The following is a 14496-nucleotide window of genomic DNA, read 5'->3' on the forward strand; positions in this document are numbered from 1 at the left end:
GTTAATAAGTCACAATGCTGTTGTTCGCAGTCCCGCGCGACCCGCAGCAGTAAGGGCAGGGCCGGCCAGGGGCACCGATTTCCACGCGGTTTCCCACAGCTGTGGATAACTTGTGGGTATCGCATTGTTGGTAAGTGGATAAACACCAGAGGGTCGCGCTCTGGCCGCCTGCCTATGATGGTTGCCTGCCAAGCCGCCCAACCGACAAGGACACCCGTGACTGCCACTGAGCACCTGTATCTGGATAAACAGCATCCGGCCCTGTGGAGGGCGATCAGCGGCCTGGGCCTGAAGGTGCAGGAAGCGGCAGAAGAGGCTGGGATCGGGAGGGGCCTGTTGGAACTGCTCAACGTGCGGATTTCCCAGATCAATGGCTGCGCCTATTGCCTGGATCTTCACGTGCGGAAGGCCGGCGAGGAGGGAGAAAGTGCGCAGCGGCTGGCGGTGTTGCCTGCCTGGCGTGAGACCGCCCTGTTCACGGACCAGGAGCGGGCCGCGCTGGCCTTGGTGGAAAGCATCACCGAACTCCCGGATGAGCGGTCAAGGGAGCACGCGGAGGCTTACGCGCGGGAGCGGCTCAGCGCCGACGCGTTTTCGGCCGTGAGTTGGCTTGCCGTGACCATGAACGCATTTAACAGGGTGTCCATCACCAGCCACCACCCGGTCCGGCGGACACGCCCGTAGTCTCCAGCGCCGGCCCGTCGGGATGTGTCCCCTTCAGGCTCCTGAACTTATCCACAGGTATTCCACACTGTTAATAACCACATCTTCTCGGCAGGTTTTGGCGGAAGGGTGCTGCACAGGGATGCTGGCGCCTTCTACAGGACCCCTGGGGAAGGTTGTCCACAGTGTGGATAACCTTCCCAACAGTTGGGGATAACGGGCGGCGGTAGGGTCTTTAGGCCTGCATGGACCAAATTCCGGAGGAGCCGCGGCGGTGGCTGTCCAGCAGATGGGTGTCCACTATTCCCACGGCTTCCATCAAGGCGAACATGGTGGTGGGACCCACAAAGGAGAAGCCCCGTTTCCGGAGCGCCTTGGACAGGGCCACCGATTCCGCCGACTGCGTGGGGACATCGGCGGCCACCGCGGGCTCCGGGGTGCTGGCCGGGCGGAAGCTCCAAACAAAGTCCACCAGTCCGCCGTCGTTGCGAAGTTCCAGGGTGGCCTGCGCATTCTTGACCGCGGCAAGGATTTTGAGCCGGTTCCTGATGATTCCCGGATCCTGCATCAGCCGTTCCACGTCCTCGCCGCTGAACAAGGCCACCTGTTCGGGGTCGAAGCCGGCAAAGGCGGCACGGAAGGCAGGGCGCTTGCGCAGGATGGTGGCCCAGGAAAGACCTGCCTGGAAGCCCTCCAGGCAGATGCGCTCGTACATGCCCTGCTCGTCAGTGACGGGCAGTCCCCATTCCTGGTCGTAATAGTCGCGCATGAGCGGATCCGTGGCGGCCCAGGCAGGACGGGCCAGGCCATCCTCGCCAACGATCACTCCGCTGGACTCGGGAGCCAGTGTGGTTCTCCTTGGAACAGTTCCGCGGCGGGCGCTACGAGCGCCAGCGGGTGGTCATCAGGAACCCGACGATGGCGATGCCAAAGCCTGCCACGATGTTCCAGGACTGCCAGGCCTGGACCGGGAAGCGTCCCTCGCTGATGTAGAAGGTGATGATCCAGAAGAGGCCGATGATCATGAGGCCGAACATGACCGGCTTGAACCACACGGGGTTGGGCTTGTACGCCTGCGGGGATGCCGGCTGGGCGGTGCTGGCGGTCTTCCTGCGAGGCTTTGACTCGGGCACTGGCTCTCCTTGGCGGGCTGGGCAAGCTCGGCGGCCCGGGCTTGGTATCCTGCAAGAAGGAAATTGCCAGCGGTCTGCGCGATCTTGGTCAAATCTGGATTCTTACTAGCAGCCAATTCTAGCCGCAGTTGATGGGCACCCGGTGCCCAGGGTGAATGCCCGGAGGGGAACGCGTGGTATTGCAGGAGAAGGCGGAGCCCGCCACTGCGCCCGCGCGCCGTCGTGCCCTCCTCACTGGCACCATCTCGGTGCTCGGCGAGCTGCTGATTACTGCCGGCGTCATCCTCCTGCTCTTTGTCGCGTGGCAGCTGTGGTGGACCAACGTGGAATCCGATGCCAAGCAGAGCCAGGTCATCAAGGAATTCGCCCAGGACCTGGGCAGTGCCGCTCCCGCCACGGCCGCCCCGGCCCCCGCGGCGCCCCCTGCCGCCGGCGAGGATTTTGGCAAACCCGTGGTGGGTACCGCTCCCGGCCACGCCGGCACCATCGGCATCATGTACATCCCCCGGTTCGGCCCCACCTATACGCGTCCCATCGTCCAGGGGACCAGCCAGGACGTCCTGGATACGCTGGGCCTGGGGCACTACAGCAATACGGCAATGCCCGGTGCGGTGGGCAACTTTGCCGTCGCAGGGCACCGGCAGACGCACGGGGCCGTGCTGGACAACATCCACACGCTGGTGCCCGGCGACAAGATCTACGTGCAAACCAAGGACGGTTACTACGTCTACGTCTTCCGGAACAACCAGATCGTGATGCCCTCCCGAACTGACGTCCTGGAACCTGTCCCCACCCAGCCGGGCGTCGCGCCCAGCGAAAGCTACCTCACCATGACCAGCTGCAACCCGCGCTTCGGCGCGGAAGAACGCATCATCGCCTACGCCCTGCTTGACAGTTGGCGGCCGGCAGCCGCAGGGCCGCCTGCTGAGATCGCGGCGCAGGTTGCAGCAGCCACCGGAAGGAGCTGACCGTGTACGCCTGGATTTTCCGCCACCTTCCCGGGCCGCTCTGGCTCAGGATCATCATCTCGCTGGCACTGATCTTCGTGGCCCTGGTCCTGATGGTCCAGTTCCTTTTCCCCTGGATGTCCCACTTCACCCAATTCACCGACTCAACGATTGGTTCCGCAGACCAGCCATGACCACAACCAAGATCCTTGTAGTGGATAACTACGACAGCTTCGTCTACACCCTGGTGGGCTACCTCCAGGAACTCGGTGCCGAGACCACGGTGGTCCGGAACGATGACGTCACCCTGGCCGAGGCCATCGAGCTTGCCAGTACCCGGGACGGCGTCCTCATTTCCCCCGGTCCCGGAAATCCTGCGGAGGCGGGTGTCTGCATCGAGCTGATCAAGTGGTGCGGTGAGAACAGCGTTCCCATGTTCGGCGTGTGCCTGGGACATCAGGCCCTGGCAGAGGCCTTCGGCGGCAAGGTGACCCACGCCCCCGAGCTCATGCACGGCAAGACGTCCCAGGTGGAGCACAGCGGCACCAGCGTGTTCGCCGGGCTCCCCTCCCCCGTCACTGCCACCCGCTACCACTCGCTGGCGGCGGTCCGGGAGTCCATTCCCGAGGTCCTGGAAGTGACGGCGCAGACCGCGTCCGGCGTAGTCATGGGGCTGCAGCACCGGACTGCACCGTTGTGCGGGGTGCAGTTCCATCCTGAATCGGTCCTCACCGAAGGCGGATACCAGATGCTCGGCAACTGGCTGGAGTCGCTGGGCATGAAGGGCGCGGCCGCGCGGGCTGCGAAGCTGAGCCCGCTGATCCAGCACTAGCAGGGCCCGGCCCCGCCAGGCCGGGCGTCAGCCCTTCCTGGTGGGCTTCGGCGTCGGCGTTGCTGTCGGCGTGGGGGTTTCCGTGGGCGCCGGCGGGGGCGGCGGCGGAGCCTTGGCCACCACGATGGTGATGGTCTTTCCCTGGTCGACGGCGGCGTTGACGGGGTCGCTCTGGTCAGTGACCCGGCCGGGCTCCACCTGCGAGTTTTCCGCCTCGACCACTGAAGCGACCAGGCCACGGTCCTTCAGGGCGGCCTCGGCCTCTTCACGGGTCATGCCGCGCAGTTCGGGGACAACCACCTTGCCGGTGGAGACGATGAGCTCCACGCTGGTGCCGACGCCGACGCTTTGCCCCGGCGCCGGGTTGGAGGTGATGACGATCCCGGCGGGGACAGTGGCACTGTTGGCGGTGGTGGTTGACGGAGCGCCAACCAGCCCCACCTGGCGGAGGATGTCCCGTGCCGCTGCCTCGGTCTTGCCGGGGAGGCTGTCCGGGATCTTGACCGAGCTGGGGCCGTCGGAGACGTTGAGGATTACGTCGGCCCCCGGATCCAGGAAACCGCCGGCCGCGGGATCCGTCCCGATGGCGGTCCCCTTGGGCACCGTGTCGTTAGCCGACCTGGCGATCCTGGGGCGAAGGCCCGCGTTGTACAGCTCCTGGAGCGCAGCGGTTTCCGTCATGGACGCCACCGATGGGATGGCTACCTTGGGAGGAGCGGGAGCTGGACGGTTCACCGTTTGGTACAGCCACAGCCCGCCCCCCGCGAGAATCAACAGGGTGAAGATCACCAGGGTGGCAATCCAGGCACGACGGCGGGACTTCTGGCGGGCGGTCCGCTCGCGTTCGGGAGCGAGGCCGAGCGGGAGCGGGCCGGCCCCGTAGGCATCCGCACCGTACCCATCCGGCCCGTGCCCATCCGAATCGTGCCCATCCGCCAGCTCCAGCGGAACCGCGGAACCGCCGTCGTCATGGAACAGGCTGGTGGCAGCCAGCCGCCCCGTGGGCGCGTCGTCAAGGAAGCCTGCCCCCGCAGCAGCAAATGCCTCGGTGGGCGGAGCCGCCTGGGGTACGTGGTCATTCGGATCGGTGGGTGCCTCGGACGCCGGCACGGCCGGGACGGCCACTCCGGCCTTTGCAGCGCGCAGGGCACGCCGGAAAGCGGCCGCATCCTGGAACCGGTCCGCGCGGTTCTTCTGCAGCGCCTTGGCGAGGACCGTGTCCAGCGCCGGTGACACCTCGGGGTTGAGGCTGCTGGCCGGGTCCGGGATTTCGCGGACGTGCTGGTAGGCCACGGAAACCGGGCTGTCCCCGACGAACGGCGGCCGCGAAGTCAGCATTTCGTAGAGCAGGCACGCGGCGGAATAGAGATCGCTGCGCGCGTCGACGGTTTCGCCCCGGGCCTGTTCCGGCGAGAGGTACTGGGCCGTTCCCACCACTGCCTGGGTCTGGGTCATGGTGGCGGAGGAATCGGCGATGGCCCGGGCAATGCCGAAGTCCATCACCTTCACGGAGTTGGTGCCCGGGCAGTACATCACGTTGGCAGGCTTGATGTCCCGGTGCACAATCCCGGCCTTGTGGCTGTATTCGAGGGCTCCCAGGACGCCCAGGCAATAGTCGATCGCCTGGCTGATGGTGACCTCGTTGCCGCGGATCAGTTCGCGCAGGGTCCTGCCCTCCACGTACTCCATGACGATGTACGGCACCCGTACGTCCTCGGCGGAGCCGTCGTGGACCACGTGCTCCCCGGTGTCGAAAATCGCCACGATGGAGGGGTGGTTGAGGGCGGCCACCGCCTGAGCTTCACGTTTGAACCGTGCCTGGAACTGCGGATCGCGGGCCATGTCGGGCCGCAGCAGCTTGATGGCGACTGTCCTGCCCAGGCGGGTGTCGGTGCCCCTGTAGACGTCCGCCATGCCGCCGCGGCCAATGAGGTTACCCAGCTCGTAGCGCCCGTTCAGGACACGCCGGTTATCCACCGGCAGGCTGTCCTCCCGGTGCAACGGTGTGCGTGGTGACTCATTCACTGGTGGTCCCGACGGTCAGGGTGCGCAGGTTGGGGGTACTCCCGGCGTCTGGCCGGCCGCACAGGTTGCCAGGGGCGAGATGGGCGTCGGTCCCGCCACCGGGGACGAGGACGTGGGGGCAGGGCTTGGCGCCGCCGTGGTGGGCGCGGGGCTGGGAGCCGTGGCGTAGATGACGGTGATGAGTGAACCCTTGGGCACCGTCCCGGTGGGGTTGAGCTCCAGCACAGTACCAGGCGTCTCGGTGCTGCTCTCCTGCGGAAGGACAGTCACCTGGAGTCCCAGGCCCGCCAGGGCGGACTGGACCTGGCGGTAGTCCTTGCCGAGGTACGCGGCCGGTATCACGTTGACCGTGGCCTGGGTGGGCTGCGTGGTGGGTGTGGGCGTCGGCGTGCTGCGCGTCTGCGTGGGCGTGGCCGAGGCGCTGGTCCGCGTGGGCGTCGCGGACGACGGCGGTGCGCTGCTGGCGGTGGCGCTGGTGCTGGGGTTGCCGGCCGGTGAGAAGAGCCCCACCTGGTTCAGGAGGAAGCCCACCAGGGCGAAGAGGAGCAGGAGGATCAGGGCAACCAAGGGCCAGGTCCACGGGCTGCGTCCCTTGCGCCGGGGCTCGTCGGAGGGCGCGTCGTCGTACGTTTCCTCCTCCTGGTCCCAGTTCCGCTCGGCAGCCAATGCGTTGGCGCGGGCCAGCGGCCCCTGCGCACGCTCCGCGCCATCGGCTGATGCGCCGTGGGCGCTGGCAGCCATACCAGCCGCAGCGCCTGCCGCGGCTGCGCCCATCACCGGGAGGGCGGATGTGGCGGTGGGTGCCGAGTCACGCTGTGTGCCGATGACGCCCGTGGGGGCCGTGGCCGTGTCAACGGGTGCGGTGATGGGGCCGGTATCGGCGTCGAAAAGAAGCATGCCGGGCACCGCGGCACGGGCAGCGCCCACATCCCCGTTACGGATGGCTTCCGCAGCTTCGGCGAGCTTGATGGCATTCGCCGGGCGGTCCTTGGGGTCCTTGGCCAGCATGGACATCAGGAGCGCGCGGACCGGCGTGGGCAGGCTCTCCGGGAGGGGCGGCGGGGCGTCGTTCACCTGGGCCAGGGCAATGGCGATCTGCGATTCGCCGGAGAACGGGCGGTGGCCGCTGAGGCACTCGTATCCAATGACGCCCAGTGAGTAGATGTCCGACGAACCGGTTGCGGTCTGGCCCGTTGCCTGTTCGGGCGCCAGGTACTGCGCGGTACCCATGACCTGCCCGGTCTGGGTGAGGGGCACCTGGTCGGCGAGGCGGGCGATGCCGAAGTCGGTGACCTTGACCCGCCCGTCAGGGGTGATCAGGAGGTTGCCAGGCTTGACGTCGCGGTGGACAAGGCCCTGGGCGTGCGCAACGGCCAAGGCGCGGGCGGTCTGCGCGATGATCGACAGCGTACGGTCGGGCGAGAGCACCTGCTCGTGTTCGATGATGCTGCTCAGCGGCTGCCCCGGAACCAGTTCCATGACCAGGTAGGCTGAGCCCTCTTCTTCGCCGTAGTCGAAGACGTTGGCGATCCCCACGTGGTTCAGGAGTGCGGTGTGGCGGGCCTCGGCGCGGAAGCGCTGGAGGAATCCCGGGTCGCCGGTGTACTCCTCCTTCAGCACCTTGATGGCGACGATGCGGCCCAGGACGAGGTCTTTGGCCTTCCAGACTTCCCCCATGCCGCCGATCGCAATCCGCGTGGTCAGCTGGAATCTGCCGCCGAGGGTGATTCCCGTTGTAGGCCTCACTTATTCAACACCGCCTCAAAAATCTTCTTCGCGTTAGGACTGGTCAGCTTTGCTCCCGCGTAGATGTCTACGCCTTCCATGACGATCGTGACGCTGACCTTGGGATTGTCAGCGGGGGCGAACCCGGTGAACCACGAGTTGTTGGTTCCGTTGCCGAGCTCGGCGGTGCCGGTCTTGCCAGCGACCTGCACGCCGGGCACCGCAGCACTCTTGGCGATACCGTCCGTCACCACGCTGGTCATCCATTCGGTGATTTGCTTGGCGATCTCCGGGCTGGTGGACGTCCTGAGCTGGGCCGGCTGTGGCTCGTCAATAACGCGCAGATCAGGGGACCGCAGCGTTTTGACCAGGCTGGGCGCCATCTGGACGCCGCCGTTCGCGATGGCGTTCGTCATCATGTTCACCTGCAGCGGCGTCACCCGGACATCCTTCTGGCCGATGGCGGACTGGGCCAGGCCCGGCGCGTCCAGCTTGTCGGGGAACCCGTTCCCCGTTGCGTGGCCAAGCTTCAGCTGGTTTCCAACGTCCTCGCCGAACCCGAACTTCTTGTACTGGGCGGCAATGGCGTCACGGCCAAGATCCAGGGCGATGCTGGCGAACGGCGTGTTGCAGGACTGCTGCAGGGCGAAGACGAACCCCGCGGTGTCCCTGGTGTAGCAGTTGCCGCCGGCGTAGTTGGGAAGCTTGTACTGGATGCCGTCGAAAGGCATCTCGGCGGGGTTGGGCAGGACGCTGTCCTTGTTGTACTTCCCCGATGCCAGGGCCGCGGCAGTGTCCACCAGTTTGAAGACCGATCCCGGTGCGAGCAGCTCGCCGGTGGGGCCGCTGACGTTCTGGTTCAGGTTGATGCCGGGGACCTTCACCAGTTCGTTCATGTTGGCGCCTTCGGCGGCGGCATCCTGCGTGGCGGCGAGGTTCGGATTGTAGGACGGCTTGGATGCCATGGCCAGGATGGCACCGGTCTTGGGGTTGGTGACCACGATCGAGCCGCGCTGGCCGTCCGGGATCAGGCTGTAGGCGAGCTGCTGGATCTGGGGGTCGATGGTCAGTTCCACCGAGGCGCCCTTGGGCTGGTTGCCCAGGAAGAGCTGGCCCACCCGGTCAAGGAAAAGCTGGTCCGAGTTGCCTGCCAGTTCGGCGCCCATGGCCTGTTCAAGGCCCGTGGCCCCGTAGTTCTTCGAGAAGTAGCCGGTGATCCCGGCATACAGCTCCGGCTGGGGGTAGGTGCGCTGGAACTTGCAGGTCTCCGAACCGGTCTCCACGGACTCGGCCACGGGGGTGCCGCCGACGATGATGGCGCCGCGGTCGTTGCAGTAGTTCTGGAGAATGGCGCGCTGGTTCAGCGGATTGGTCTTGAGGTCGTCGGCGCCCACCACCTGCACAAAGCTGATGGCGCCGAAGAGCAGCGCGAACATGGCCACTGCGGCTACCCACGAGTGTCGGATTGCCTGGTTCATACCTGCTTCACCGCCTCGGTTGGAGTGTCAATGCCGGTTGCCGCCGCCGCGCCGGCGGGCGGGAGTGGAGTGGTGTCCACGGGTCCACGGGCGGCGTGCGAAATCATCAGGAGCAGTCCCACGATGATCCAGTTGGCCAGGAGGGACGATCCGCCGGCTGCGAGGAAGGGCGTGGTGAGCCCGGTCAACGGAATGAGCCGGGTGACGCCGCCGATGACCACGAAGCACTGGAGGGCGACCGCGAAGGACAGGCCGCAGGCGAGGAGTTTGCCGAACGCGTCCCGGGTGCCCAGGGCGGCACGGAAGCCACGGGTGATGAACAGCAGGTACAGCAGGACCACGGCGAACAAGCCGATCAGCCCCAGTTCCTCGCCCAGGGAGGCGATGATCATGTCGCTGTTGGCGAAAGGAACGAGGTCCGGACGCCCCTGGCCAAGGCCCGTGCCCACCAGTCCGCCGTTGGCCATGCCGAACAGGCCTTCGATGACCTGCCGGCTGCCGTTCTCATAGACGTCGGGGGAGAAGGCGTTGAGCCAGCCGTAGACGCGCTGCTGGACGTGGGCGAACACCTGGGCCGCCACGAAACCGCCACCGATGATCAGGGCCAGCCCGATCACCACCCAGCTGATCCGGCTGGTGGCCACGTAGATCATGACGATGAACAGGCCGAAGAACAACAGGGAGGAGCCCAGGTCGCGCTGGAAGATGAGCACGCCAATGCTGACGAGCCACGCGGTGATCATGGGACCCATGTCCTTGAACCGCGGAAACTGCATGGGGCCGATCTTGCGGCCGGCGAGCAGGATGAGGTCGCGGTTGGAGGACAGATACCCGGCGAAGAATATGGCCAGCGTAATCTTGGCGACTTCGCCCGGCTGGAACGTCATGGGACCGACCCTGATCCACACCCGCGCACCCAGGATTTCACCGGCGCTGATTCCCGGGACAAGCGGCAGGATCAGCAACAGGGCCGAGGCTGCCAGCGAGATAAAGGTAAACCGGCGCAGGATGCGGTGGTCCTTGAGGAAGAAGACCACGGCGATGGCCACTGCCATGGCAATGAGGGTCCACCGGAGCTGGTTGTTGCCGGTGTCCTCGCCGGGAGCATCAAGCCGGTGGATCATTGCCAGACCCAGGCCGTTGAGGGCGACAACGATCGGAAGTATTACTGGATCGGCATATTTAGCGCGGAACCGCAGGACGCCGTGGAACACCAGGGCGGCCACTGCCAGCAGGCTGGACTGAAACCAGAAATCCGAGTCGAAAGCCTTCTCCTGATCCACGCCCACCATCATGTTGGCGCCGATGCCGACGGCAAGGGCCAGCAACAGCAACGCAAGTTCCACGTTGCGGCGAGGCTTGGGCATGGTGCTTACCTGGCTCATTTGGCCGCCTCGCAGGTGATGGTGGGAGTGGGTGAGGGTGACGGTGCGGACGGCGCCGCGGCAGGAGCGGACGCATCCGGTGCCGGTGGCGGCGCCGCCGCACTGGCAGGGGCCGCACTGTTGGAGGGTGCCGGGGCACTGGCGGACGCGGAAGGCTTGGGGCACTCTTCCTCGGGCGAAGTTGTTCCGGTGAGCTCCAGGTTCTTGACGATCCGCTGGGCGTCGTAGAGGTCATTGGCAGGCACCGTCTGCCGCACGCGCTGCTGCGAGAACGGCGGGAGGGAGTCCATGCGGATATCCGTCACTGCTTCCAGGGAGGAAAGCTGGATGGGACCCAGCCGCTGCGACACCCCGTTGTAGATGGCCACGCGGGAGTCGAACTCGCCCACGTAGTAGCGGGTCTGCGTCCACGCGTAACCAAGCCAGAGGCCAACGGCCACCACTACCAGGACGGCGGCCGCGATGGACCAGGTCAACCAGCGGCGGGGACGCAGTGGCGGCAAGGCGTCTTCCCCGTCTGCCGGTTCCGCCTTGTGCGTCAGGAGCGTTGCGGCCCGCCGGGCCACGGTACGGCCGGCGACGGTGGGGATGGAACCGGACTCCGCGGCAGCAGCAGCGGCGCCCACCAGTTCATGCGGGCGGGAGGCCAGCTCTTCGCGCAGGACCTCGGCGGAGAGGTGTTCCCCAAGGTGGGGGTCGGTGCCGCCGGAGTCGGCCGGGCTGGCGTCGCCGTCCTTGGCGCCGGCGCCGTCTGCCGGTTCCTTGGCAGGCCCGGAACCTGGCTTGGGAGCCCCGGCTTCCGAACTGGCCGCCTCCTTGCCATCGGCCGGCACGGCGGCAGGAGCCTGGGCCGCGGGGGAAGCATCCGCCGCGGCAGCGGGCTTGCTGCCCTGGACCGGCGGGACAATTTCGACGGCTGCCGTGCTGACGTCGTCGGGCGTTTCCTCCACGATGTCCACCATGACCACGGTGACGTTGTCCGGGGAACCGGCCTCAAGGGTCAGTTCAACAAGGGTTTCGGCGCACTCATGCAGGTTGTGGGTTTCGCGGACAGTCCGCTCCACCGCATGCGCGGCCACATAGTTCAGTCCATCCGAGCACAGCAGCCAGCGGTCCCCGGGCCGGGCGTCCAGGGTGTCCAGGTCCAGCTCGGGGCTGGCATCGACGTCACCCAGGACGCGCATGAGGACGTTCTTGTGCGGGTGCGTTTCCGCTTCCTCAGGCCGCAGCCGGCCTTCGTCGATGAGCCGCTGGACGAAGGTGTGGTCCACGCTGACCTGCTTGAATTCACCGTCGCGGAGCCGGTAGGCGCGTGAGTCGCCGATGTGGGCGAAATGCAGTTTGTCGTCCGCCAGCAGCAGCGCAGTGACGGTGGTGCCCATACCCGCGAGCTTCGGGTTGATGTGCACCAGTTCAGAGAGCAGGGAGTTGGCAGTTTGGATCTCATCGGCCAGCACGGTCCCGGCGTCCTCGCCGTGGTCCGGGCTGTCCAGGTGGATCATGTCCAGGACGGTGGCGGCTGAGGCAACATCGCCGCCCGCGTGGCCGCCCATGCCATCCGCGACCACTGCGAGATGGCGGCCGGCGTAAGCGGAATCGTCGTTCTTGGAACGGATCCGGCCCACGTCCGACCGCGCGGCGAAGCGCATGATGAGGGGCCGCTGAGCCGGACTGGAGCCGGTTGCGGGGTTTTCAGCCTCGGCCACAGTTACGGCCTCAATTCAATGACCGTCTTGCCGATTCTCACGGGTACCCCTGGCTCGACAGGCAGGGCACGGGTAAGTTGCTGGTCTCCCAGATAGGTTCCGTTGGTGGAACCAAGATCTTCAATGAACCAGCGGCTGCCCTGCGGAAAGAGCCTGGCATGGCGGCCGGAGGCGTAATCGTCCTCAAGGACCAGGGTGGCTTCCTGGGCGCGTCCCAGCAGGATGGGGCTCGCTGCCAGGGGCACGGTCCGGCCCTTGAGCGGACCTTCGAGCACCACCAGCTGCCGGGCCTGCTGTTTCACGGGCTGCGGCGGAGCTTCGGCCAGTTCGGGGTTTCGCCGGATCTGGCGGGCCGTGGGTGCACCGGCCGCAGCCTTGCGGCCCAGCATCAGGTCCCGGCGCATGGCGGAGACGATGCTGAAGATCAGGACCCAGAGGAGCAGCAGGAAGCCGAACCGCAGCGCGGTGATGGTGAGGTCGCTCATGCGTGGCCACCCTGGTTGGCAGGAAGCAGGCGGAAGATGATCTTTGTCCGTCCCATCGTGATGGTGGAGCCGTCTGTGAGTTCGGTGCTTCCGGAAACCTTTTGGCCGTTGACGTAGCTGCCATTGGTGGATCCCAGGTCCACGGCGCTGGTGACACCGTTGGCCGTGCGGATCTCCAGGTGGCGCCGGGATACGCCCGTGTCTTCGATGTGGATGTCCGCCTCTGAGGACCGGCCCAGGATGATGGACGGGGCGTTGAGCGAATAGCGCTGGCCGTCAATGTCCAGCACCGGCTGGAGCCTGACAGGCTGCCGGCTCGGGGCCGCCGGAACGTTGGGCTGGGGCTTTGGCTGGGCGGCGGATCCCTGGGATTTTTCGGTGGAGGAGGCTATTTCGAAATCCCCGGCGCGGAGTTCGGAATCGCGCCGGAACGAAATGCGGACGGGGCCCTGGAGGGTGTAGCCCTGGCTGCGGACGTGGTTGATGACCACGTCGCAGAGTTCTTCGGCCAGCGGCGTGCCCCATTCCTGTGCGCGGCCAAAGTCATCGTCACTGAGCTGGACGTCGAAGACGTTGGGTACCAGCGTGCGTCCGGCCGCCACGGTGAGGGCTTTGTGGTCCACCTCGCGGCGGAGCCGGCTGGCGATCTCAACGGGCTCAACCTGCGCTTTGGAACCGGTGGAGAAGACGCCGCGGACGGCCTTTTCAATGCCACGTTCAACCTTGTCCAGCAGACCCATGGTTCTTCTCCTTTCCCCCCGGCTCCGGGGCAGTAGTTGTTGCTGGCCAGCACCTGCAGGGCAGTCCATCGTTGCGCGGTGATGCCCGCGGGCAGTGGCCACTCCTACATCCGATACTAATGGCCAGCCCTGCGAATGACCTTAATCCACAACGGCCGGGCGCCGGCAAAAGTTCGGATGCGTGACTGCTCCGGGCTGTGGCGGCGGAGAATCCGGGGCGCGGCTGATTACCCAGTGATGCCTGCTTTTGCGCGGTTTTTAGCCTGTCGTAGAGGGCCGCGGGAGGGCGGACGGGGGCCAATTGGTAATTTGCGGCATCTGTCCGTTATGCTTGATCTCGCTGCTTTTACGAGGCGCGGCACGGGAAACCAGTCCGGCTGAGTGGAGGAAGTTGCGCGCGAGTGGCGGAACGGCAGACGCGCTGGCTTCAGGTGCCAGTGTCCGAAAGGGCGTGGGGGTTCAAATCCCCCCTCGCGCACGCAAATGGAAGAGCCCCGGTCTTGGACCGGGGCTCTTTTGCGTTTCCCCATGGATCAGCGGTTCTGAAGGACTGCACCCGTGCACGGACTTCGCACCCGCGCGTTCCAGGGTGGTTCGTCCGGTGGCGGGTGCGTTGAGCGCCTGGCCGGCGGCGCTAACGGACGGGCCCCTGGCTGGACGGGCGCGCCGAAGCCTTGAACCGGCGTCGTGAGTTGGCCAAGTGGCTGCGCATGGCTGCCGCCGCGGCAGCCTCGTCACGGTCGGCGATCGCCTCCAGGATGGACCGGTGCTCCTGGACCACCTGGTCAAAATGGTCCCGGGCGTAATGCTCGACGCCGGTCATCAGGCGGGTGCGGGGCATGGCAATCATGGTCTGGCCCAGGGCCGCCAGGCAGTCCGAGTAATAGGGGTTGCCGGATGCTGCGGCCACGGCCCGGTGGAACTCGAAGTCCGATTTCATGGCATGGGCAGGATGGCCCGCGCTTCCGGTGAAGGCGTCCAGCGCCGTACTGGCGGCGCGCAGTTGCCGGTCCGTGTGGTTCCGGGCGGCCAGGGCCGCAGCCTCCGTCTCCACGCCCATGCGGAAGGCCAGCAGGTGCAGCCGGTCCTCTGTAGTGGCCACGGGGCGGACTCCGGGCACTGCCAGCGGCCCTTCCGCGGGCGGAGTAAGGGCGAAGCTGCCGCGGCCGCGCTCGGTTTCGACGAGGCCCTCCGCCTGCAGCCGGGTGAGGGCGGCCCGCACCACAGTGCGGCTGACGCCGAAGTCGCTGATGAGCGTGTTCTCGCTGGGCAGCTTCTCGCCCGGCTGGATCACGCCGTCCACGATGCGGTTGCGGAGGTCAGCGGCAAGGTCCGCGGTGAGGTTCCGGCTCATGGCTCAAGGGTACGGCGTCGGGG

14 protein-coding genes and 1 tRNA gene are annotated in these 14496 nt (G+C 66.5%); 5 read left to right on the plus strand and 10 right to left on the minus strand.

Annotation, left to right across the window (positions count from 1 at the left end):
- Positions 1–216: 216 nt before the first annotated feature.
- A complete protein-coding gene (locus LDO22_RS14035) occupies positions 217–684 on the plus strand; it encodes a carboxymuconolactone decarboxylase family protein (RefSeq protein ID WP_224023963.1) in 468 nt (155 codons plus the stop codon).
- 214 nt (positions 685–898) lie between these two features.
- On the opposite strand, the gene LDO22_RS14040 is transcribed toward LDO22_RS14035, so the two are convergent.
- Together LDO22_RS14040 and LDO22_RS14045 are read right to left on the minus strand one after the other, a co-directional pair.
- Entirely contained in the window at positions 899–1510 is a 612-nt protein-coding gene (locus tag LDO22_RS14040; RefSeq protein WP_159634951.1) for a DNA-3-methyladenine glycosylase I, read from the minus strand.
- Positions 1511–1544: 34 nt separating this feature from the next.
- Positions 1545–1796 (minus strand): cell division protein CrgA, encoded by a 252-nt coding sequence (locus LDO22_RS14045; protein ID WP_141158788.1) that lies wholly within the window; start codon positions 1794–1796, stop codon positions 1545–1547.
- Between the two features lie 173 nt (positions 1797–1969).
- Between LDO22_RS14045 and LDO22_RS14050 the strand changes: the two genes are divergently transcribed.
- Genes LDO22_RS14050 through LDO22_RS14060 form a run of 3 tightly spaced genes read left to right on the plus strand, consistent with a single transcriptional unit; the run spans position 1970 to position 3575 of the window.
- Complete coding sequence (locus tag LDO22_RS14050; protein ID WP_224023965.1) at positions 1970–2764, plus strand: class E sortase; 795 nt, start codon at positions 1970–1972, stop codon at positions 2762–2764.
- Between the two features lie 2 nt (positions 2765–2766).
- The gene (locus tag LDO22_RS14055) at positions 2767–2937 is read left to right on the plus strand and encodes a hypothetical protein (protein WP_201302364.1); all 171 of its coding nucleotides are present in this window, start codon (positions 2767–2769) and stop codon (positions 2935–2937) included.
- Entirely contained in the window at positions 2934–3575 is a 642-nt protein-coding gene (locus LDO22_RS14060) for an aminodeoxychorismate/anthranilate synthase component II (RefSeq protein ID WP_224023967.1), read from the plus strand. The genes LDO22_RS14055 and LDO22_RS14060 overlap by 4 nt, the downstream gene beginning before the upstream one ends.
- Positions 3576–3602: 27 nt before the next feature.
- Here the strand turns inward: LDO22_RS14060 and pknB are convergent, their stop codons facing one another.
- The 7 genes from pknB to LDO22_RS14095 are packed head-to-tail and all read right to left on the minus strand — an operon-like array spanning position 3603 to position 13119.
- On the minus strand, positions 3603–5600 hold the full coding sequence (pknB, locus tag LDO22_RS14065; protein WP_275966738.1) for a Stk1 family PASTA domain-containing Ser/Thr kinase: 1998 nt from the start codon (positions 5598–5600) through the stop codon (positions 3603–3605).
- A gap of 15 nt (positions 5601–5615) precedes the next feature.
- Complete coding sequence (locus tag LDO22_RS14070; protein WP_224023969.1) at positions 5616–7346, minus strand: serine/threonine-protein kinase; 1731 nt, start codon at positions 7344–7346, stop codon at positions 5616–5618.
- A complete protein-coding gene (locus LDO22_RS14075; protein WP_224023971.1) occupies positions 7343–8803 on the minus strand; it encodes a penicillin-binding protein 2 in 1461 nt (486 codons plus the stop codon). Before LDO22_RS14075 ends, LDO22_RS14070 begins: the two co-directional genes overlap by 4 nt.
- Positions 8800–10188 carry an FtsW/RodA/SpoVE family cell cycle protein gene (locus tag LDO22_RS14080; protein ID WP_224023973.1) on the minus strand — a complete coding sequence of 463 codons (1389 nt, stop codon included), beginning with the start codon at positions 10186–10188 and terminating at the stop codon, positions 8800–8802. The genes LDO22_RS14075 and LDO22_RS14080 overlap by 4 nt, the downstream gene beginning before the upstream one ends.
- Positions 10185–11837 carry a PP2C family serine/threonine-protein phosphatase gene (locus tag LDO22_RS14085; protein ID WP_224027245.1) on the minus strand — a complete coding sequence of 551 codons (1653 nt, stop codon included), beginning with the start codon at positions 11835–11837 and terminating at the stop codon, positions 10185–10187. The genes LDO22_RS14080 and LDO22_RS14085 overlap by 4 nt, the downstream gene beginning before the upstream one ends.
- A 59-nt stretch (positions 11838–11896) precedes the next feature.
- On the minus strand, positions 11897–12379 hold the full coding sequence (locus tag LDO22_RS14090) for an FHA domain-containing protein (RefSeq protein ID WP_159629345.1): 483 nt from the start codon (positions 12377–12379) through the stop codon (positions 11897–11899).
- Entirely contained in the window at positions 12376–13119 is a 744-nt protein-coding gene (locus tag LDO22_RS14095) for a DUF3662 and FHA domain-containing protein (protein WP_159629343.1), read from the minus strand. The genes LDO22_RS14090 and LDO22_RS14095 overlap by 4 nt, the downstream gene beginning before the upstream one ends.
- A 395-nt stretch (positions 13120–13514) precedes the next feature.
- On the opposite strand from LDO22_RS14095, the gene LDO22_RS14100 reads away from it, so the two are divergent.
- Positions 13515–13597: transfer RNA gene (locus LDO22_RS14100), tRNA-Leu, on the plus strand.
- A 156-nt stretch (positions 13598–13753) separates the two neighbouring features.
- On the opposite strand, the gene LDO22_RS14105 is transcribed toward LDO22_RS14100, so the two are convergent.
- Entirely contained in the window at positions 13754–14473 is a 720-nt protein-coding gene (locus LDO22_RS14105) for a FadR/GntR family transcriptional regulator (RefSeq protein ID WP_159629342.1), read from the minus strand.
- Positions 14474–14496 lie beyond the last annotated feature (23 nt).

It is taken from the genome of Arthrobacter sp. NicSoilC5 (assembly GCF_019977395.1).
In the GTDB taxonomy this organism is placed as follows: domain Bacteria; phylum Actinomycetota; class Actinomycetes; order Actinomycetales; family Micrococcaceae; genus Arthrobacter.